This window comes from Paenibacillus hunanensis (genome assembly GCF_014645615.1).
In the GTDB taxonomy this organism is placed as follows: domain Bacteria; phylum Bacillota; class Bacilli; order Paenibacillales; family Paenibacillaceae; genus Saccharibacillus; species Saccharibacillus hunanensis.
In genome coordinates, this window is record NZ_BMMB01000002.1 from 434371 (window position 1) to 455507 (window position 21137).

General features: G+C 48.4%; 15 protein-coding genes. 5 read left to right on the top strand and 10 right to left on the bottom strand.

What is annotated here, in order from left to right; genetic code table 11:
• Positions 1-2: 2 nt before the first annotated feature.
• Positions 3-1283 carry an ABC transporter substrate-binding protein gene (locus tag IEX62_RS05320; RefSeq protein ID WP_229685645.1) on the bottom strand — a complete coding sequence of 427 codons (1281 nt, stop codon included), beginning with the start codon at positions 1281-1283 and terminating at the stop codon, positions 3-5.
• A 220-nt stretch (positions 1284-1503) separates the two neighbouring features.
• Between IEX62_RS05320 and IEX62_RS05325 the strand changes: the two genes are divergently transcribed.
• The 3 genes from IEX62_RS05325 (at position 1504) to IEX62_RS05335 (ending at position 3212) form a co-directional block, all read left to right on the top strand.
• Positions 1504-1989: a hypothetical protein gene (locus IEX62_RS05325; RefSeq protein ID WP_188774373.1), complete on the top strand. Its 486-nt coding sequence runs from the start codon at positions 1504-1506 to the stop codon at positions 1987-1989.
• Positions 1990-2043: 54 nt separating this feature from the next.
• Entirely contained in the window at positions 2044-2883 is an 840-nt protein-coding gene (locus tag IEX62_RS05330) for an HNH endonuclease (RefSeq protein ID WP_188774374.1), read from the top strand.
• Between the two features lie 104 nt (positions 2884-2987).
• Positions 2988-3212 (top strand): hypothetical protein, encoded by a 225-nt coding sequence (locus IEX62_RS05335; protein ID WP_188774375.1) that lies wholly within the window; start codon positions 2988-2990, stop codon positions 3210-3212.
• Positions 3213-3438: 226 nt separating this feature from the next.
• Here the strand turns inward: IEX62_RS05335 and IEX62_RS05340 are convergent, their stop codons facing one another.
• Positions 3439-5499 carry a TPM domain-containing protein gene (locus tag IEX62_RS05340; RefSeq protein ID WP_188774376.1) on the bottom strand — a complete coding sequence of 687 codons (2061 nt, stop codon included), beginning with the start codon at positions 5497-5499 and terminating at the stop codon, positions 3439-3441.
• A 174-nt stretch (positions 5500-5673) separates the two neighbouring features.
• Between IEX62_RS05340 and IEX62_RS05345 the strand changes: the two genes are divergently transcribed.
• A complete protein-coding gene (locus IEX62_RS05345; protein WP_188774377.1) occupies positions 5674-6342 on the top strand; it encodes an MOSC domain-containing protein in 669 nt (222 codons plus the stop codon).
• Positions 6343-6806: 464 nt separating this feature from the next.
• A complete protein-coding gene (locus IEX62_RS05350) occupies positions 6807-7742 on the top strand; it encodes an Rpn family recombination-promoting nuclease/putative transposase (protein WP_188774378.1) in 936 nt (311 codons plus the stop codon).
• A gap of 240 nt (positions 7743-7982) precedes the next feature.
• On the opposite strand, the gene IEX62_RS05355 is transcribed toward IEX62_RS05350, so the two are convergent.
• The 8 genes from IEX62_RS05355 to IEX62_RS05390 form a co-directional block, all read right to left on the bottom strand.
• Complete coding sequence (locus IEX62_RS05355; protein ID WP_188774379.1) at positions 7983-9788, bottom strand: hypothetical protein; 1806 nt, start codon at positions 9786-9788, stop codon at positions 7983-7985.
• 3 nt (positions 9789-9791) lie between these two features.
• Positions 9792-10763, bottom strand: a complete 972-nt coding sequence (locus IEX62_RS05360) for a sugar phosphate isomerase/epimerase family protein (RefSeq protein ID WP_188774380.1) — start codon at positions 10761-10763, stop codon at positions 9792-9794.
• A gap of 153 nt (positions 10764-10916) precedes the next feature.
• Positions 10917-11747: a carbohydrate ABC transporter permease gene (locus tag IEX62_RS05365; RefSeq protein WP_229685646.1), complete on the bottom strand. Its 831-nt coding sequence runs from the start codon at positions 11745-11747 to the stop codon at positions 10917-10919.
• 89 nt (positions 11748-11836) lie between these two features.
• Positions 11837-12739 (bottom strand): ABC transporter permease, encoded by a 903-nt coding sequence (locus tag IEX62_RS05370; RefSeq protein ID WP_188774382.1) that lies wholly within the window; start codon positions 12737-12739, stop codon positions 11837-11839.
• Between the two features lie 97 nt (positions 12740-12836).
• Positions 12837-14453, bottom strand: coding sequence for an extracellular solute-binding protein (locus IEX62_RS05375; protein WP_188774383.1), 1617 nt, complete (start codon positions 14451-14453; stop codon positions 12837-12839).
• Between the two features lie 280 nt (positions 14454-14733).
• Positions 14734-16347 (bottom strand): extracellular solute-binding protein, encoded by a 1614-nt coding sequence (locus IEX62_RS05380; protein WP_188774384.1) that lies wholly within the window; start codon positions 16345-16347, stop codon positions 14734-14736.
• 442 nt (positions 16348-16789) lie between these two features.
• Positions 16790-19072, bottom strand: coding sequence for a helix-turn-helix domain-containing protein (locus IEX62_RS05385; RefSeq protein ID WP_188774385.1), 2283 nt, complete (start codon positions 19070-19072; stop codon positions 16790-16792).
• A 509-nt stretch (positions 19073-19581) separates the two neighbouring features.
• The gene (locus tag IEX62_RS05390) at positions 19582-20823 is read right to left on the bottom strand and encodes an MFS transporter (RefSeq protein WP_188774386.1); all 1242 of its coding nucleotides are present in this window, start codon (positions 20821-20823) and stop codon (positions 19582-19584) included.
• Between the last annotated feature and the right edge of the window lie 314 nt (positions 20824-21137).

The following is a 21137-nucleotide window of genomic DNA, read 5'->3' on the forward strand; positions in this document are numbered from 1 at the left end:
TGTTACTGCTTGAGAATCTGATTAACTTCCTGCTCTGCCATGCTCAGCCCCTGCTTAGGGTCTTTACCATTCAGGAAAATCTCCTGTAGCTGCACGGCAATTGCAGAGTTGATATCGCCAGCATTCGGCACGCCGACCATATAATCGACAGCTTTATCCAGACTTTCTGCCGAAGCGACCTTGGCCTGCGCTTCGAGTGAATTGTTATTTTCGGTAAAATACGCATCCTTGATCGATGCCTTCGTGCTCGGCAGTGTATTCGCTGCCTTCGCAAACGAGGTCTGATTTGTTGCGTCGGTGATGAATTTGGCAAACTCTGATGCCTTCTCCAGATTGGCTGACTTAGCAGGTACAACCAGATTCATCGTGTTGGACAGACGCACATCAGCTTTACCCGTTGGTAGCGGTACAGCAATCGTATTCTGGTACACATCCGGTGCGGCTGTTTTAATAAAGTTAATAAAGGTAGGGCCTGCAATTTCAAAGGCAGTTTGCTCACTGGAATAGTATTGAATTTGCTTATCAAAATTAGCATCCTCACCGACCAGTACGCCCTGTTGAATGAGCTGCTGCATATTTTGGATCATTTGCAGCGCTTGAGGTGTATTGAAGGCAGCAGCCGTTTTATCGTCGTTCAGGATTGAAATGCCTTCTACCGGGAACAATCGTGCGGCAAAGGTTAACGCATAGCCGCTCGCTCCGGTTTTCGCCTTGATCTCACGTGCCCATTCATTTAGCTCATCACGCGTTTTTGGCGGATTGGATGGGTCGAGGCCTGCCTGCTTCACGAGCCTTGTGTTCATGTACAATACCTCGGTGCCGGTATACCATGGCAGGGCGTATGGCTTGCCACCAAGCACGGTGGAGTTAAAGATGCCATCAAAATACGATTGCTTCTCCTCATCGCTCAAATATGGCGTAAGATCCGCCAGTGCTCCCTTGGAAGCCATCTGATTGGCAAATTCCGTGTTTAAATTGACCACATCCGGTACGTTACCACTCGCAATTCCGGTTAATAGTTTATTGGAGATGGCATCGTATGGATAATCACTCCATTCGACCGTGACGCCGGGGTGGTTTTTTTGGTATTCTGAGATTAGATTATTAAAATAATCGTTAAACGTCGGTTGCAACGCAATCGTCCAAAACTTAATCGTTACACGTCCATCTTCTTCCTTACTACTTCCGGCATCCGATCCGCACGAACTGAGCAAAGAAGCGAACAGGACAGCCAGCAGACTAAATAGGGTTAACCGTCTCATTTTCTTGTTCACAGGCTTCATTCCTTTCATAGTTTCAATCAGCTTCTCCTGCTCTACCATTTCCGTACTCTAAACATATGTAGCTTGCATGGGAAAATTCTTTTCCATCTTCTTCCCTGCCCTTGTCACGCATTATATCAAATTAAAATGTAACAAAAAAGGGATGAGCAGGAATTAAAAGGGAATCAAGCACACAGTACAGCGTACCATGGCTTAATTATCAGCGAGGAAGGTGAATTAGATGCAGCCTGCATGGATTTTACTGGCAGTCGGAATTGCCGCAATATTGTTGGTCGCCGTCTGGATCATCCTGATGCTGTTTTCCCAGCCGCGTAAATGGACCAACCATCATACACCACGGCCAGATGATTCGCTTCCGCCCCTACCAGTGGAACGGGATACGACACCACGCAATGTGGTCGATCTTGCCGACTTTCGCCAGCGTCGCAGCACACCGGGTAAGGAGAGCAAGCGTGCGAACCAATCACCCGAGCAATTGCTCAAACGCGATCAAGTACACGAGCATAAAAAGGCAGTTCCTGCAACCGTCAGACCGCTTCCTTTATCCAAGTCAGGTGAGCTACCTAAGGTACGCCTGCAAAAATGCTCGTATTGCAAGAAAGAAGTTCATCGACTAACCTTCTATGCTACAGATAATGGCGGTCTGGTTGGCGTATGTAAAGATTGCGAGCCTATCGCCAAACGTCAGGATCTGCTGCCGCTATAGAGGCAACATGGCAGTACATGCAACAGGATAATTTACAGAAAACAGGTGAGAACGATGCAGCATATTTATCCGGAATCAGCAGCAGCCGCTGCCGGTGAAGTCGACCCGGCTCAGGAGCACGATGCACACGCGGCAGAACAAGCCTCAGGTAAGGTCTGTTCTCGCTGCGGCCAGATGCATCCGCTCTCCCATTACTTGAAGCGCACCGGACGCAAGTCTGGACGAGCAAGACGGCGCGGCACCTGTCGGAACTGCCGCAAACAATTAAAAGCCGCCAAAATCGACGGTTCCAGCTCTATTGCGCCATCGCAGGCAGAGATTACACACGACGAAGCGCATCTTGCAGCCACTTATACGAATGCTTCCCAGCATCCCGCTCATTCAGCGGTAGATCATACTGATAATCCTTCTACCCCTGCCATCGGTCATGAGAGAGGTTCATCGATCGTCACCGCTCGCCCTGTTCGCAGCCTGCCCTCGATCGAAGCCAGCGATATTCGTGGTCATGGTCTGGATCTGTCGATTCTGCGTCCAACTCGCCGCGGGATCGTACACATGCGTGGACGCACGGACAAAGGTCGCCGCTGGCATCAGGAAACCGATATGGAGACGGCGATTACACTCGTTAAGGAATATGCCGCTGTCGTCGTCAATCGTCATACGATTCGCCGACTGTACAGCAACCGTTCCTTTCGCAAATATATTTTAGAGCGAGATCACTATACCTGCTACTTCTGCGGTGGGCCCGGTGATACGATCGACCATCTGCTACCACGTGCAAGAGGTGGACACACCACACCGCTCAATTGTGTGTGCGCCTGCAATCTGTGCAATCAAGCCAAAGCCGATCATGATCTGCACCATTTTATCCAGCCTGCTGATGCGGAAGCATAACATGCATAGTGTGCTGCATTCCATCGGTTCCCATTTTTAGTATTGAAGCCGCTTTCGTAATGCATTATGATAAAACCATCATACGCAGAGCGTTGGAGGTCAGGATGAACAAATATCAATTCATCTGGTGTGAGGGAGTATGCGGCTATGGCGGCGTCACCTCACTTGCAGTCATGGCGATGCATTATATGGATCATACCTTTACACTGACGCTGGACGGCATTTTAGGTGAAATTTCGCGTACCGTACCCCTCTTTTTGTTATGTGGTTATTTGCTAGGTGAGCTCATCTGGCGCTGGAAATCCGTCCGCTCTCAACCCGATAAATAAACTTCTATTCGCTGCAATAGATAGGATGTATCCATAGGAGCTTGAACAAGCCTCAAGCTCTACACAATCGAAAGCCCTGCATCAACAAATCTGACCGTTTAAATTAACGGCCTGAATTGTTGATGCAGGGCTTCGCTTTTATGATCGCTGCATCGACTGGTGCTGACGGAGGCATGCGCTTCATACTTGCACTACTGTGCGGATGTGCGGACTTCGCCTCATCCCATCATTCACGGTCATTGCGTTTCCAATCATCCGCTGACTGCGGCTCATCCTCTTGCTGATCCTGTCCGCTATCGTTCATCGACGATGACTCTTCAGAATACTCATCCGTACGAATCGGCAGCTCCACTGTCTCGAATTGACGAATCAGCAGCTCCAGATGCTGTTCGATCACCTCAAGGGCTCCTTCCGCTGCATGCAGATCGATTGGCTCCTCTAAAAGTAATAGTCTTGCATGCTCCAATGATTGAAAGCTTTGCTCCTGAAAGGGACGAATCTGTAGATGATCTAGCGGCAGCTCGGTGAGGCGACTGGCAATATCACGATGATGACTGCTCAACGCTTCCCAGCGCTCCATATCCAGCTTTTTACGTAAATCAAGCTCCTCAGGATAGCTCATTAGCGCGAGACGCTGCTCCTGTAGCCGCTGAATCGCAGCACTAATCTGCAAGCTATCCTCATAAGCACGCGCATAATGCGGCGTCTTCCCGAGCAGATTATGCACAATTTGCGGGCAAAGTCGCTCCATCCGTTGCAGTAAATGCTGCATATCCTCGTAGCGCTCCTGCTGCTCATTCAGATGATGCACCGCATAATGCCCTTCCAGACTTGCCCATTCACGGGCATGCCAATCCGGGAGCGATTCATATTCTTCTATCGTTCGTTCCGCTTCCTCCGATACCTGCATCGCCTGCTGACGAAAACGGAGCATATCCTGTACTAATCGCCGTGCCTGCTGAATATGGCTGTCCAGTGTTCGCCTTGCTGCCATCGCACCGTTACGATCACCACGAGCCTGTAGCTTGCGCATACGTTGCTGATCGGTACGCGCCAGCTCCAGCAGGGCTAACGGATTCTCATCTCCACCTGTATACAATCCTTCACGGGCAATCTGTGCTTCCAATTCATCGGCGATTCGATCCAGATCGTAGGTAGCATCGATCGACTGAGCGGCTACTCGCTCCTGCTCCTGTGCTTGTTTTCCAGGTACAACGGTGGTGGATGCGGCTGAGGTCGCCGCCGCTATCACGTCAGCAGGCACCGTACCATGAAGTAACGCATGCTGCTGCTCCAGTGGCACCAGCTGCTCCTCAATTAATAGTAGGTCGTGCTCTAATCGCCCAAGCTCTAGCCTGGGACGTGAAAGGGATAGCATCGGCAGGCGAATCGCTCGCACAGCTGAACGGCATTGCTGTGTCTGTGCAAGCTGCTGCTCTGACTCCTGCCGTAGCTGAGATTGCAGCATACTTTTATCCTTGCTCCCACCGCTGGCAGCGATATCCGTATTGAGCACCTCCGAGCCGAGCAGAACGGCGATTCGATGCTCTATTTTATTAATGCGTCGCTGAAGTGCTGTTCGGCGCCGAAGCAGCTTACGCCGGACGGACAAACGCCGCCATATTAGTACAACAGTAGCCAGTACGAGCAGAAGCAAAATGCCTGCTCCAATCTGAAGCACAAGCTGACGCTTATGATGCAAATTCTGATTTTGCTGCTCGCTTAGCTGTGGTGCCTCTGAAATCACAGGAGACTGTATACTCTCATCCTGATGCGCTCCATGCGTGTCTTTTCCGGATACCGGCCCTAATCCGTTAAGATATTCACTGATCGCAATCACACCACCAGCCACATCACCTGTTTTCGCGTAAGGTACAAACTGTGTATCGGTTACGCCACGTACCGTGGCTGCACGGCTTGCGGCAATTCGCGCAGCCAGCTCATCATTTTCAAATGCCATATGCACAAAATTCGGATTCGTCGTGATCAATAGCAGGAGCTCGTTGGAGCCCAGATCGAATTCATCATACAGCTGATCAACCAGCTTCATGCCTGCTTCCTCGGTATAACCTGATACGGTCATTACATACAGCTTATAATGATGATTCGCTAATGCTTGATTCATCCGCTGAATATCTTTATCGCTAAATAGCCCGGCATCGTCTTTTACATGATTGTTCACATAGGGACTGGCAATCGCAATATGGCTCGGCAGTGCTGGCAATGCCACACCGGCAATAAGCAAACCGAGCAATATCATATATACCCATCGAAATAACCTTTCCATCTGGCTCCCCTTTATATGTTCAACTCCAGAACGCCTGGCGTTCGAGTATGATAAATTGAAATCGTATCCATCCATTATTATGATACAATTATCGCCAAGACACAAAGCACGAATAGGAGCATCTCGCTCCTAAATGAATAGAATTTACCGCGATTGAGCGCGAAAGGAGCTTGTATGAACACCTCTATTGCAAAAGACACCTCGTCGGCACGCCTACTGTCGTTGAATACTGGATTACCTGTCCATGTGGAATGGAATGGCAAATCGGTCTATACCGGCTTTATCAAAACACCGTCTAGTGAGCCACTTCACATAAGCGCGGAAGGCATTCAGCAGGATGGTCAGGGTGATCTTAAAAATCACGGCGGCCCGGATAAAGCAGCCTGTGTGTATTCGGCGGATCACTATTCCTGGTGGAGTGAACAGATGAATCGTCCATTTGAGCCCGGTGCCTTTGGAGAAAACTTTACCGTTCAAGGCTTGCAGGAGCAAGACGTCTGTATCGGGGATACATACCGGATTGGCACGGCAACGGTTCAAGTGAGCCAGCCCCGTCAGCCCTGCTTCAAGCTCGCCGCGCATCTGGAGCGTAATGAAATGATCCTGCGTGTGCGCGATACGGGCTATTCTGGCTTCTATTTCCGCGTTATTACACCGGGTACGATCCAGGCAGGTGATACCTTCACCTTGCTCAGCCGTGAGGGAAAGGGTACGACGATCGCTGAATGTAATCGTGTGCTGTATCACGAAAAAGGCGATACGGCAGCACTGCGACAGCTGCTGGATGAGCCTGCTCTGGCGAAATCGCTGCATAAACATTTGAGTAAGCGTTTGGCGGATTGATATTAAATGGATATTAGAGTGATTCTGGATGGATATAGGTTGGATGTAGGTTGGACTCCAGTCAATATGCTGGATACATTGGCTGCTGTACGCTGATATACAGAAATGTCAGCCGCGTGATGCACCGATGCACTATTTCACGACGAATAAAGCCGAGAAGTAGACACTTCAATGGGTTCTCTATACTTTTCCAATCCCTCAGCTGAGCTAAACGCCATCGTATTAGCATCTAGCTGAACGATGCTCCTATATACGAACTGTCCTTTCATAGCACGAGCTACCTTATTTTCATAACAGAGCTCGTGCTTTTCTCATACATAAAAAGGGAACATATGTTCTTGTATTTTATCTTGCTTCTCGCTAATATAAAAGTATCTAAAACAGACACCTACCCTACATACATTACAGCCGTACCCTCTTCATCGAGGGTTCTTTTAGCAAAATTCGCACCTGGAGGCTTGTACATGACAGAGCTGCTTGATCCTCGTAATGATTTTTTGTTTAAACGTATTTTCGGTAGTGAAGAGAATCAGGATGTATTGCTTGCTTTTCTGAATCGAACATTTACCGAGGCACATCGTCCGCCACTGCGTGAAATTATTGTGCTTAATCCTTATATCGAAAAAGGCTCTCCACTTGATAAGCAATCGATTCTGGATATTCGGGCACGCACGACAGAAGGTGAGCTGATTAATGTTGAAATGCAGCTATTTAACCGCTATGATATGGAAAAACGTACTTTATTTTATTGGAGTAAGCTGTATTCGTCCCAGCTGGTGGAAGGGCAATCCTACAGCACATTGAAGCGGTGCGTAACGATTAATATTTTGGATTTTGCGTTACTCAAAAATGACCTTTACCATAGTGTATTTCACCTGCACGAGGATCAGACAGGCATTACACTGACAGACGATATCGAGATTCATTTTTTGGAGCTACCCAAATTGAATGCTCAAGCTGCCCCGACAAAACAGGGCGGACTCGCCAACTGGCTATTATTTCTAAAAGGCGTCACACCAGATCAATGGGAGGTGCTAACGATGAATGAGCCAAAGCTCAAAAAAGCGATGGATACACTGGAATTTCTCAGCCAGGATCAGGAGGCACGCATGCGCTATGAAGCTCGTCAGAAATACCTGCATGATCAAGCATCCTTAATGGAAGCTGCCAAGAACGCCGAATTGTACGGCTTTAAGGCGGGCATGGAGAAGGGAATCCAGGAAGGTATTGAAAAGGGAATCGAACAAGGAATGGAAAAAGGACTGGAAAAAGGCATCGAGCAGAGCTTGCAACAAACAGCTTTACGCATGCTAAAGCTCGGATTAGATACTCACACCATTAGCCAGGTGACGGGTTTAAACGAAAGCGAAATCCGTACTCTAGCCCACTCTTCCGACTAAAGATTACACCTAACGTATTCTCACCATACGAACTCATCATACAAAGCCACATCGACAGGCAAGCCTGCTCGTATGTGGCTTTTGCATATTCGAGCTCCAGTTCGATCTCTAGCCCCGTTCTAATTCCTATTTCCAAGCAAAAACCGCCAATCCTCAGCCCCTACAGCCGAGAATCGACGGCATTCACTGCATTCGATATCGCATCCTCATATTCACTTATTGTCTTCTCGACTCGATCGCTTATCCACGCTGACGCTCCAGCCATTGCAGAGCACGTGTCTCACTATCTGTACTTGTGCCTGGCGACAAGCGAATACTAATCTTATGCTCGAACGGGGTGACCAGATTCACCAGCAACGTTCGGCAATCATACGGATACGAAGCTTCCCGCACCGAAGCTGCCGTATGCTCACCTGCGCCGCCAGATAGCACCATCCAGTCCTCTCCACTCTCTATACGAATCAGCCCATCCTTCCATAATACTACCTTATCCTCATACACTGACTCCAGCTCGCCATCCTCAGCTACAACCTGAGATTCGCTACCGAAAATAAACGATAGCTGTGTCATCACTTCTGCTGGCTCAGCCGAACGAATATACAGATCGATCCCACCAACCTGCTCAACCATTTCCACCTCGACCCGATACTCGCACGTATGGGTAGCTTCACGGAATTGATGCGGCAGTAAATACCACGGACTCACATCATCAAAAGCAGAGCGTGGTAAATGCTGGGCTGGAATCGGTGCGTTATAGCCTTTATGGTAGACCGCCGTCAGCTTATACCCGCTATCCGTCTCTTCCAGTGTCTGCATCGGCACAAAGCCCGGTCCAAAATACGAAGCTAGCTGTAGTCCAAGCAAACGTACCTTTCCATGACGAAGCGCCAGCATAGAGGAGGTTTCTGTCATCATCGTCAGACTCGTCTGCTCATGGCGGATGCGTAGCACCGGCGCACCAAAGTCCAGATGTGGACGACTGTAGCGAATCGCATTATGATGACCTGCGTCTGGAATCCCTGCCACATACTGTTCACGCCCAAAGCTACCATTGATCATCTGACGATAATTATGCGGTAGCTGTCCAGGCTGTACGGTATCGCCATCTGTACGCGGATAGAGCAGCATGCCGATGAGCGGATTATTCGCACAGCTAAAGGTTTCCTGTACCGCATCGGCTGCCAGCTGCTCCATCGCTGCAAAGCGTGGATCATGATCGATCGCAGTCATTAAATAATACGACAGCAGATAGCTCTCCATTGTGAACAGCTGTCCAAAGTCCTGACGACCAGAATAATCGGTCACGACCTCACCGGACGGATGAATCAGATACATCATCATCTCCAGATTATGACGCACCGGATCGAGCAGCTCGGGACGTTGTAGCTCGCGTGCGGCATGGATCAGCATCACATCACTGACCGCATTGTAGATCCCATTACTGCGCTCCGTCCATTCACCATCTGGCGTAATGTCCATTCCTTCTGCCATCCACTCATCTGCACGCTGTTGCAGACGCGTGTCGGCAAAAATTCTGTACAAATAACCGAGTGCCGCACACAATACCCAGCGGTGATTCGGTGTATGACAGCCTCCCGTCAGCATCACAGGAATCGTTCGTTCCAGAAATAAGCGCATATTCGCAATCGTCTCCTGCGCTTCTGGCCATACCTCGCGTGACAGCAGCAAATACAGCTGTGCATAGCCGACGATGACAAAGCCTGTATCCGGTGGCGAATGAAAATTCGTCCATCCCGGCGAAATGGAGCCATCCTCATGCTGAACACGAAGCATATAGAGAGAAGCCAGCTCCAGTCGCTCTAGCAAATCCGGATTATGATAATAGACCGAATCTCGATTCACCAATGCCGCTGTCCAGACCGCCATCCATACCGGCGTGCCTACGCTATGATTGGGCCATGGGATGCCATTAGCTAGATCCTTAACACCGCCATAGTAGCGGCTATCCGCTTCCATAACCTGCCTGTGCATCCCGCGTTCAACCCATTCCTCATTCAGATTGACCAGCTTATCCAGCGTCTTCATCGGCTATACTCCTCTCGTGCTTCCTGCATGGCGTGCAGCTATTTTGCTCAGCAACAGCTTATGACTCTCATCAATTTCATGCGGCTGACAAGCCGCTTTGAGCTCGTATACCTTGACCGGGGCATGGTCAATAATATCCAGAAAACGATCGAAAAATTCCATATCGCCGCTATGCACATACGGACACCAGTGATCCGACAAGCCGAGCGTCTCGTGAATGTGTACACCGATAATATCTTCCTTCATCGCATTCGCTTCTTCTGCGTTATGATACAGACCCATTCGATCCATCATCATCCCATGTCCGATATCATACCAGAGATAGACGGGTGCACCCTTCATACGCTCACGTACCGTTTTCGCTTCCGATAGCGTTGGCATCTGATAGCAGCGTGAACGCGTCTCAATCCCAAAGGCTACATCGTAGCCCTTTGACAATACACGATCACATACCTCCTCCAGACTATGCTGAATACGCTCCAGATAGGTGGCTGCCAGGCTTTCACGCCGCTCCAGCATTTCCGACCATAGCTTCTGATAAGCTGGCGAGTCCTTGCCCTGTTCATGATAGATGCCTTTCAGCTCTTCATCGATATTGTAGGCAAACGGTACCTCACCCGGATGCACCACGACCGCCTTAGCACCATAACGATGTGCATACTCCGCCGAGCCAACGAGCAGATCAATCGCCTTTTTACGCTTGGTCTCATCGTCAAAGCCAAGCAGCACAGAATCTGTACCATAGTCTGGATCAGGCGTATGCGGAAACGTATTATGCACACTCGACACGCCAATCTCGCCGCGTTCGATCATTGGCTCAATCGTCTGTAGCATTTCTTTAGTTACATTATAATTCAGCTCTACTTTCTGGAAGCCTAACTCCTTGATCTCCTCGATCATCGCTGCTCCATCATTCGGGTGACGCTTAATGTTCCAACAAGTAGAAAATGAGTATTCGCCTTTGGATGTGTACATGGTCAATCCTTCCTTTTCTCTATAGTGTAAGGCTCGTCCGCTGCTTCTCCTTCGAGCGCACCTTCGTAGTAAAAAGGATGCGGCCCCCTGTACGGGAAGCCGCGATCCTCATTATCCTGCTTGCTATACAGTTGTCGTTAAAATCTAGCTCGATTAGCCCTTGACCGCACCCAGCATTACACCACTAACAAAGTAGCGTTGCAGCCATGGATACACGATCAGAATCGGCACGGTTGCGAAAATAACGCTCGCCGCCTTCAGACTCTCTGGCATCATATTCGCTGTACCTGCAACCTCATTACGCATCAGCTCGGTTGCCATATTGTTCTGAATCAATTGATACAGCTTCAATTGCAGCGGATACAGCTCCGGGCTGTTGATGTACATGAGTGTATCCATAAATCCATTCCAGCGTCCAACCGCATAGAACAGACTGAGCGTTGCGATAACCGGCATCGACAACGGCAAAATGATACGGAGCAGTGTACGGAAGTGACTGCTACCATCAATCTCTGCCGCCTCCTCCAGACTATCCGGTATCCCTTTAAAGAACGAGATCATAATGATCAGATAGAATGGACTGATCAAGCCTGGCAAAATGAGCGCCCACATCGTATCCAGCAAGTGCAGGTTACGCACGAGAATGTACTCGGGAATAATACCACCACTAAAGAACATCGTAATGATGATCACGACCATAAAGAAGCCGCGACCTTTCAGATTTGACTTGGACAGCGGGTACGCTGCCGCAATCGTCATCGCCATACAGAACAGTGTGAATACCGCTGTCAGTATCACCGTGAAGCCGAGCGAGCGAATCATCGATGGATCGCTAAACACCTTCACATACGCCTCAATCGTAAATTCCTTCGGGAATAGCGTAACCTCACCCGACATAATCGGACGCGACGAGCTAAGCGAGATCGAGAGCACGTGGATAAAAGGGAAAATACAGATCAGTACCGAGACAGCGATGAGCGTCATATTCACAATATCGAAAATACGGTCACCACGACTAATGTTAGGCTTAACCTTGATGCGGTCGGTTTCATTAACGCGAGCTGCTTCTGCCATTACAGGATCCCCTCCCCGGTCGTTTTCTTCGCTGCAAAGTTCGCACCCAGTACGAAAATAAGTCCAACTACAGCCTGGAACAGACCAACCACGGTCGCCAGCGTATATTGTCCGGATTCCAAACCGATCCGGTAGACGAAGGTACTTAGTACATCCGAATATTCCTGAACCGCAACGTTACCGATAACGTAAGGACGTTCAAACCCGATCGTTACCATATTACCGAGGTTGATAATCAGCAGCGTAATGATCGTTGGGCGCAGGCCTGGCAGTGTAATATGCCAGATACGGCGCATACGTGTTGCACCATCGACCTCAGCTGCTTCATACAGCTCTTTGTTGATCCCGGTCAGTGCAGCCAAGTATAGAATCGTTCCCCAGCCTGCGCTTTGCCATACACCTGTCAGCAGATAGGTGATCAGCCAGTAGTTCGGATCAGTCAGGAACGGGATCGGCTGGAAGCCCATCGATACCCACAGATTGTTGATAAAGCCGGATTGTGTGCCAAATACCTGATACACGATTCCCCCGATAATAACCCAGGAGATAAAGTGCGGAATATAGAGAATGGTCTGCGAAAGTTTCTTGAACCACAACGCTTTGACCTCATACAGCATAATCGCAAGGATCAGCGGTGCCGGGAACGAAACGATCAGGTCCAGAATATTCAACATTAAGGTGTTGCGAAGAGTACGATAAAAATCCTGATTTTGGAAAACCTCTCGAAAGCCATCCCAGCCAATCCATTCACTGCCGTTAATACCCTGGAAAAAGTTAAAATCCTTAAATGCAATCTGTACGCCGTACATCGGTCCATATTTGAAAATGGCAAAGTAAGCGAGCGGCAAAATGAGCAGGAAATACAGCTGCCAGTATCTTCTCAGGTAGGTGGACGTTTTCACTGTCGTACTCCCCTTTCAGCTTATAAATGGGGAGATCGCCTGCGCCCGTAAGCCAGGCGATCTCCAAATCATTACAGATCAATCGTGTACAGATGTCTTACTTGCTCGCGCCACCCTCTTGGAATACCTTCGTGCGCTCATCGAGAATTGCCTGTCCACCGCTGCTCATATAATCCTTGAGTAAAGCATCATATGTTGCATTAAATTGGGCGGTTGGAGCCATGGTTGCTTTAACAATCAGCTGCGAATACTTATCCTGCAGGGCACTGCCGTATTTTGCTTCCGCTTCAATCGGTTTGTTGAAGTTGACCGGAGCAATCGTATCGGTATTAGAGATTTCAACCGATTTACGCATATCTGCCTGATACTCTTCCGGTACCTGCATAATATAAGCATCATTGTTTTGTTCTTCTGTGCCTGCTACTTTACCGTTGGCGATAATCGCCATGTCACCATAGTTGTACAGACGGTTTTGCGCTTCGGTAGAAGCATCCTCTTTCGCTACAGGTACACCATTTTTCAGCGTATAGTTTTCGCCCTCTACACCATTTTGCATATCGAACAGGTTTTTACCGGATGCCATCCAGTCCAGATACTTGATCGCTTCAACCGCTTTGCTGCTCGATTTAGGGATCATAATGTACAGACCGTTAGACGCATATTCTGGCTTTGCATGCTTGCCTTCATTATTGGTAAATACATCGGCTGGTGTCAGCTTCGCGTTCTTCACATTCGCTTGCAGGTTTTTGTACGTTCCGTTGTACGTGAAGTACAGCTCGCCTGCATCCTCTGTGTAGAAACCAACCTTACCGTTTTGCACATCCTGCCACAGCTGCTTTTTGTCCTCATCCAGACCGAAGTCACGGCTAATCAAGCCTTCGTTATACAGCTTGTTCATGAATTTCAGTCCATCCTTGAAGCCAGGCAGCAGGGTTGGATAATCGCTGGAGCCGAGCTTTTGGGTCAGCGTATACTTTTGCTCGTCTGTCAGCGGCTGCTGCACGAACGACCAGAGCAGCGGCTCATACTGTGCCGGAGCGATCGTCATACCGAACGGAATCAAGCCGTTGCCTACTTTGCCCGGGTCTTTCTCTTTAAAAGCCTTCAATGTGTTGTACAGCTCGTCTGTCGTTTGCGGTACTGGCATTTTCAGTGCATCCAGCCAGTCCTGACGAATATAAGAAGCGTATTTGCCAAGCACCGAGCGTTTACCCGGAATGGCGAATTGCTTACCTTCGATTTGACCGTAGGAAAGTGTATCCTCACCGAGGAATTTTTTCAGATTCGGACCATACTGGTTCAGCAGATCAGTCAAATCGGTCAGACCGCCTTGCTGTGCGTAACGGTTAAATGTGCCTTGATCGTAGGTGAACACGATATCTGGTACATCGCCACCGCTTGCCATCAGTACGTTCAGCTTTTGCAGCTCTTCCGAACGTGGGATTGGTACATATTGAACATCGATTTTATTCGGTTCACCAAAACGCTCATTAACCAGCTTCGTCATATAGTTGTCGCTGATTGTCGAGCCTGCTGGCGAATTACCACGGTCAAACACTTCAACCTTGAGCACCGACTTGCCATCTGCTGTTGTTGCACCAGCTTCACTACTTGAACTGGAGCAACCCGCGAGTACAGTCGTACCTGCAAGTACGGTTGCGAGCATCATACCCGACCAGCTCTTGAACCATGTTTTACCAGAAACCAATTTCATTTTGCCAACCCCTTTATTCACTTTTCTCCCTCTTTAGCTATGTTGACCTGATAAGTTAATTTATCTGTCACAATCTCGTATTTGGGATGTCTCCATTATGGCACTCAAGTATAAAAAGGCTCAATAAACTTGTTTCCGAGCATAAACACAGCCTTGAGAAGCCCGATATTATAGGTTTTGTAACCGCATCGCATTGTATATATAACACATAAAGTTATATATGAGTCATGTATAGCAATACGGCTACATCGCCTATTTTATTGAATAAATGAGGATTGTCTTACTTCGTATACGCGCCTTCCTGGAACGCTTTTGTACGCTCATCCAGAATCGCCTGTCCACCACTGCTCATATAATCCTTCAGCAGGGAATCATACGTAGCATCGAATTGGTCTGGGGAGACCATAGTTGCTTTTACCACTAGCTGATCGTATTTATCCTGTAATGCACTGCCATACTTGGCTTCAGAATCGATCGGTTTATTAAAGTTAATCGGTGGGAACGTTTCTGTATTCGAAATTTCTACCGACTTACGCATATCGGCTTGATATTTCTCTGGGATCTGCGCGATATAAGCTTCGTTATTTTGCTCCTCCGTGCCGACGATTTTACCATTTGCAATAATGACCATGTCGCCATAGTTGTAAATGCGGTTCGTGACATCAGCAGGTGCATCTGGTTTCAGAATTGGAATACCGTCCTTCATTGTGTAGTTTTCACCTTCTACACCATTTTGCATATCCAGTACGTTCGTGCCGGATGCCATCCAATCCAGATACTTGATCGCTTCAACCGCTTTTGTACTCGATTTTGGAATCATAATGTACAGACCGTTTGGTGCATATTCAGGCTTGATATGCTTGCCTTCATTGTTGGTAAATACATCAATTGGTGTCAGGACAGCATTTTTATCATTTTTTTGCAGGTTTTCATAGGAGCTGCCTGCATAGAATGGATTATCTGCATCTTCAGAGAAGAAGCCCGTTTTGCCATTCTGGATATCCTGTCCGAGTTGCTTTTTATCCTTATCCAAGCTAAAGTCGCGACTCAGCATGCCTTCATTGTATAGCTTGTTCATAAATTTCAAACCGTCTTTGAAGCCCGGCAATAGAATCGGGTAATCGCGGGAACCTAACTTTTGCGAGAGCGTATACTTTTGCTCATCTGTCAGTGGTTGCTTAATGAACGACCAGAGCAGCAGCTCAGACTGTGCAGGCTCGATGGTCATACCGAATGGGATAATGCCGCTTCCTACTTTACCCGGGTCCTTTTCTTTGAATGCTTTGAGCGTAGTATATAGTTCATCTGTTGTTTTTGGTACAGGCATCTTCAGTGCATCCAGCCAGTCCTGACGAATAAATGAAGCGTATTTGCCAAGTACCGAGCGTTTACCCGGAATGGCATATTGCTTGCCTTCAAGCTGTCCGTAAGCCAGTGTCTCATCGCCGAGGAACTTTTTCAGATTCGGGCCATACTGGTTCAGCAGATCAGTCAGATCGGTCAGACCGCCTTGCTGTGCGTAACGGTTGAATGTCCCTTGATCATAAGTAAATACGATATCCGGTACATCGCCGCCGCTTGCCATCAGTACGTTCAGCTTTTGCAGCTCTTCCGAACGGGGAATCGGTACGTATTGTACATCGATTTTATTCGGTGCACCGAAGCGCTCGTTAACCAGCTTGGTCAGGTAGTTATTGGTAATGGTAGAACCTGCCGGTGAGTTACCGCGATCGAATACTTCAACCTTTAATACGGATTTGCCATCCGCGGTCGTTGCTCCAGCATCACTTCCTGAGCTTGAACAACCTGCCAGTACAGTAGTGCCTGCGAGCATGACTGCCAGCATTGTTCCGGTGAGTCCCTTCATCCATTTCTTACCTGAATACGCTTTCATTTCTTCATCCCCTTTTATCGGCTTTTCCCCTTATGAGTTATGACTGTTCCGAGCTAGCGTACGATTCATTTATTCAAATTAGGGTTGCACCAATTATGGCATTCACATTTCAAAAGTCTCAATAAACTTGATTCCCACCATAAACTTACAAAGATAACGCTTACATTACATGTAATCAACTAAATTCCCGATATAAACTATTTTCAGTAGCCTGAAAACCGCATCAGGACGGGCTTTTCCAGGTATGGCGAAAGAAGCATGTCATATCGAGCATGCTTCTTTTCAGGTGTAGAATTCAGTTTATTTGTTCTATTTTAACGATATATTCTCATGAATTAACCAACACTTAACCTTACATTTATCAGTAATGGTCAGAATAATTTCCAACCTCTATCCACAATAGCTGCTGCCTGTAGGAGCATCTATTAGAAGCATCGACCTTTTATTTTCGCTGCTCGCCTGGTGGTGAAATGAGACTACCGGGCTTCATTTTCAGCTTGCGATAATCACCAGGCGTGACCCCGATAATACGTTTGAATACACGTCCAAATGTAATCGAGTTCGCATAGCCGACCTGAATCGCGATATTTTGAATCGTATCATCGGTAGAATGCAGCAATTCCTCTGCCCGCTGTAAACGAAGCTGAACAAGCAGATCAATGAATTTTACATCCAGCTCGGCTTTGAACAGGTGGCTGACATATTTGGGCGTAACATTGAACCGTTCGCTCAGATGATTCAGCGACAGATCAGGATTGGCAAAATGCTCCTCCATATACGCCTTCATATCTCCGATGAGCGCACGCTGATTGGTAGAGTCTCCTGCTTCCTCATAAATGCGATATAACTGTTCCAAATATGGCATTAATGCGGTCTGTAGCTCATCCACCGTCTCGGCATGAGCGATTTGCTCCATGACAACCTCTGCGTGCTCACTCGCCAGTAGCTGATCCAGTGATGCCGACATGCCCTCCAGCTCCCGATTAAGCATTTGCAGCAGGGATAGCACGAGCGAGCGGATACTATCATCACGCAGTACATCGTCCTCCAGCTGGAGCAGGAGCTGCTGTAGATGATCGCGCCATTCGGGCTGACGAAGACGAAACTCCTTGATCCAATCCGAGATCAATTGTAAGTAACGATAGCTGTCAGGCTCGCCGCCTTCTGGCAGATCGCTATACATGACAACGCCATCGCGCCCTAACGTCATTGAATATTTCATCGATTCTACAGCGGTCTCATAAGCGAGATGCAGCTGAGAGGCCTGCTTCACCGTTACGCCCGTGCCAAATATCATCGGTAAATGCAGATTGTGCTCCACCCATTCCCGGCTACCTGCCGCAAGGGAAAAGAGTAGCCGCGTCCACTGACGTTCATCGCCTTCACCCGCAATAATAATGCCAGCACGGCGCGCACTGATCCACTCTGACCAGCCGTATACACCATCCTGCTGTGCCAGCTCCTGAAACACATTGGTCAGCGCCAGCTTGAGTGTATTATGCTCCTGCGTATTACCCTTTTCACGAAAAGCATGATAGTCCTGAATCTCGGCGACGATACAGGTGTAGGTCAGACGCTCATCTATACCTGTTCGACCCGCAAGCTCCGGGAAAATGCGCAGGCGCTCCAGCTCCTGCGGCAATTCCTCCGGTGGCTCACCTTCAATCCAGTTCATAAATAACCGGCGACGGTGAATAAGCAGGTTCTCATGATGCTGACGCTCATAATCGACCGTTTGATCAATCAGACTTTCCAGCGCCTGATCGATCAGCGCCATTTCGTCCTTGCGCGGTGAATCATGGGCAGATAGCTGTAGCGATTCAATTCGCTGCATCATCACCTGAATCGGCTTATAATTTTTACGTGTAATGTAGATAATATAGGCGATCGATGCGAGTACGACGAGCAAGCCGATCAGCACCCAGATATAAGAGATAACCGATACCCAGGCAAATAGCTGTCCTGCGCGCAGTCCACTTTCCAGCGTCCAGCCCAGACGCTGTGAACGCAGCTGTGTCAGCGGCTGATCATGCTCCACCGCAGCCTCCTCTGTCAGTGCAGGTGGATAGATCTGTTTGCCTGCCGCATCCGTAATCGTCAAAAAGGACACCTGGCTATTCACCATGGAGGCAGCTAGCTGCTGCATACCGTAGACGCTCACATTAATCACGATCATCCCCTGATCGCCAAAAGGCAGCGGCAGGCGCTTATGCATACTGATCACCTGACGCTGATCATCCCCGCCCATTTCGGCAAAGGAGCGCGATGTCGACCAGCCCTGCTGCTCCGGCTCCTTTAATGCACGGTCGATAAATGCCTCATCGCGAAAGCCCTGTAACGGTTGCAGCCCTTGCACCGTCAATACACTGTGATCCGAATCGCGGTACACATATACCGACTCCAGCAGATCATTGTTGTCCATTAACTGACGTAAATGCTCTACTACCTGATACGTTACGCCTGTATTGCCTGTATTACGCTCGGCCAGAAATTCATCATAGATCGTCGACGTTTCCACATCACGCAATACATCCATTTCAATCTCCTGCACCGTTCGCTCCATCGTGTCCATCATATAGCTAGTCGAGATTCGATCCGCACGCGCGGTTTCTTTTTTGGAAATCTCATTGATGACGATAAATGACAGGAAAATGAGCATGGAGATCGTCAGTAGGAAAATAGGGAAATACGATAATAGCAACCGCCGATACCAGTTTTTTGACAACAATGGACTTCCCCCTTCCTCAGCATACTCTGTCCATCTATTTCAACAGGTACGTTAAATGCACGGTAGGTTTCTTTCTGAGCATGTACTCGTTATCCATTTTTCGATAGGATTGTTCTGTTTCTGATGCGATTAAATGTGACGTAGAAAAGTACCACTTCTTTTTTATTCTATACTTTTCTGCGTATTCTGTAGAGGGATTTACACAAATTTAAAGATAAACTTTATCGAAATGATCGCTGTCATACATTATCGGCTTGTTATGGAATAATATGGAGTTCTATAGCTCCAGGCTGTGAACTATATGACCCCGTTGAAGCATAGCATCTATCATTAAGCATACACGTAAAGCCAGCCTGCATAAATACAGACTGGCTTCGTAATTCGTAATATACATATCATGAATCCTTCATCAGCTCTATATGATCCACAAGTATTGCATCGATCCGAATCCAGTTCTACCTTTGCAGCAAAATTGGGACCCCATCGTATCGATCTCCATTCTCCCTTTAACCGATCACCGGCGTCTGCTCCCGATCCCGACTACGACTTGCTACATAGCCGAGCAATACAGCGCCCAGTACCGCACTAATAATACACGACAGATTCATAGCCGCCGCACCGCCTGCTTCCAGCAAATATCCGTTGAGCAGATTACCTGCAATGCCAGCCAGACCGACAAATACCATATTGAAAATACTTTGAGCGGTCGCCTGCATATGTCGTGAAGCGATACGTGATACATACTCCACCGCCGAAATATAGAAAAATCCAAAGGATAGTCCATGCAGTAGCTGTACCGCGATCATCACCCACGGCACCGGGAAAAGATACTGAATCCCCCAGCGCAAAATATAGGCAAAGGCGGCAATCAGCAGCATGCGTTCATGACCATAGCGTGCAATTACACGCGCCGCCAGCAGCATAGCTGGAATATTCGCTGCTGAAGCGATGAATAGCCCGACCCCTGCCAGCTCCAGCGTACCGCCCGCCTCTTCAAAGGACAGCACAAAATAGGAGTTAAATGCTGTCAGCGTCTGATTGACCAGCAGACAGCCTCCGAGGAAGCATAGAAATAGACGATTCCCCAGCAAGCTACGAATACCCGTAGATAGTGACTGCTGTAGCACACGACTTTCATCCGAACGACTCGGCAAGGTCAGTGTTAATACGGCTGCCAGCAGATTAAACACAAGAAAGGGAATCCAGATCAACGATATATCGATCCGACTCACATACAGACCACCAAGATAGCTTCCTGCCGCTGTACCGAGACTACCGAGAAAACGAATCGCACCATACGTCGTATTAGCCTTCTGGGCAGCGACCAGTGCGTAGGAATCCGCCATTGGTGCCTGTGTGGCGGTGAATACCATCGATATCGTATAAATAATCGTGAGCACAATAAAATACGGACTTTGATAAAACACCGACAACAGCGCCGGCACAGCCACACTGAGCATCAGCACAAGTCGCATCTGCTGAAAGCGATCGACCACCAGTCCCCAGAACGGCTGAATCAAGATCGAAATGAACGTACCGATCGACATCAGCAAACCGACCTGTGTGCTACCTAACCCACCATGCACCAGCATCGTGGACATGTATGGATTGAACATGCCTCCAGCCAATCCAGCCAGCAAATAAAAGCTGCGAATGCGTAGCAAGGTCTGCTGTGATTCGCGGTCTACAGACGTAGAGGACACAGCCTCCCGCTTCAATCTTGCCTTCTCACCAAATAATGAACCCATTCCATTTGCTCCTTCTCTATCCGTTATCCAAGCGTGGCGCTGTCTGCTTCGTGGCAGCAGCTTTTCTCTATCGGTCACATACAGAAGATGAGGTGGCAGACTTTATGTAGGTGTCCGCTTCTTTTCCCCATCGTCCTGCTGGTGCCGTTGATCCTGTGTGGATCGCTCGGAGCCGGGGATTCCGGCCCCGGTATATACAGTATGGTCATGGATTGGTGTTCTATGGTGTAAGGATGATATTCAATTGTGAACAGCGTCTAGCATCTATCATGTGTAAAAAAATATCCCGTTCATCGTGAGCAATCGCGATAATC

Bases quoted from the DNA above. Each gene is read 5' to 3' on its own strand.
- IEX62_RS05390 (WP_188774386.1), bottom strand. From the start codon at position 20,823: ATGGGTTCATTATTTGGTGAGAAGGCAAGATTGAAGCGGGAGGCTGTG.
- IEX62_RS05350 (WP_188774378.1), top strand. From the start codon at position 6,807: ATGACAGAGCTGCTTGATCCTCGTAATGATTTTTTGTTTAAACGTATT.
- IEX62_RS05320 (WP_229685645.1), bottom strand. From the start codon at position 1,283: ATGAAGCCTGTGAACAAGAAAATGAGACGGTTAACCCTATTTAGTCTG.
- IEX62_RS05365 (WP_229685646.1), bottom strand. From the start codon at position 11,747: ATGACGCTCATCGCTGTCTCGGTACTGATCTGTATTTTCCCTTTTATC.
- IEX62_RS05355 (WP_188774379.1), bottom strand. From the start codon at position 9,788: ATGAAGACGCTGGATAAGCTGGTCAATCTGAATGAGGAATGGGTTGAA.
- IEX62_RS05340 (WP_188774376.1), bottom strand. From the start codon at position 5,499: ATGGAAAGGTTATTTCGATGGGTATATATGATATTGCTCGGTTTGCTT.
- IEX62_RS05360 (WP_188774380.1), bottom strand. From the start codon at position 10,763: ATGTACACATCCAAAGGCGAATACTCATTTTCTACTTGTTGGAACATT.
- IEX62_RS05345 (WP_188774377.1), top strand. From the start codon at position 5,674: ATGAACACCTCTATTGCAAAAGACACCTCGTCGGCACGCCTACTGTCG.
- IEX62_RS05375 (WP_188774383.1), bottom strand. From the start codon at position 14,453: ATGAAATTGGTTTCTGGTAAAACATGGTTCAAGAGCTGGTCGGGTATG.
- IEX62_RS05325 (WP_188774373.1), top strand. From the start codon at position 1,504: ATGCAGCCTGCATGGATTTTACTGGCAGTCGGAATTGCCGCAATATTG.
- IEX62_RS05330 (WP_188774374.1), top strand. From the start codon at position 2,044: ATGCAGCATATTTATCCGGAATCAGCAGCAGCCGCTGCCGGTGAAGTC.
- IEX62_RS05335 (WP_188774375.1), top strand. From the start codon at position 2,988: ATGAACAAATATCAATTCATCTGGTGTGAGGGAGTATGCGGCTATGGC.
- IEX62_RS05380 (WP_188774384.1), bottom strand. From the start codon at position 16,347: ATGAAAGCGTATTCAGGTAAGAAATGGATGAAGGGACTCACCGGAACA.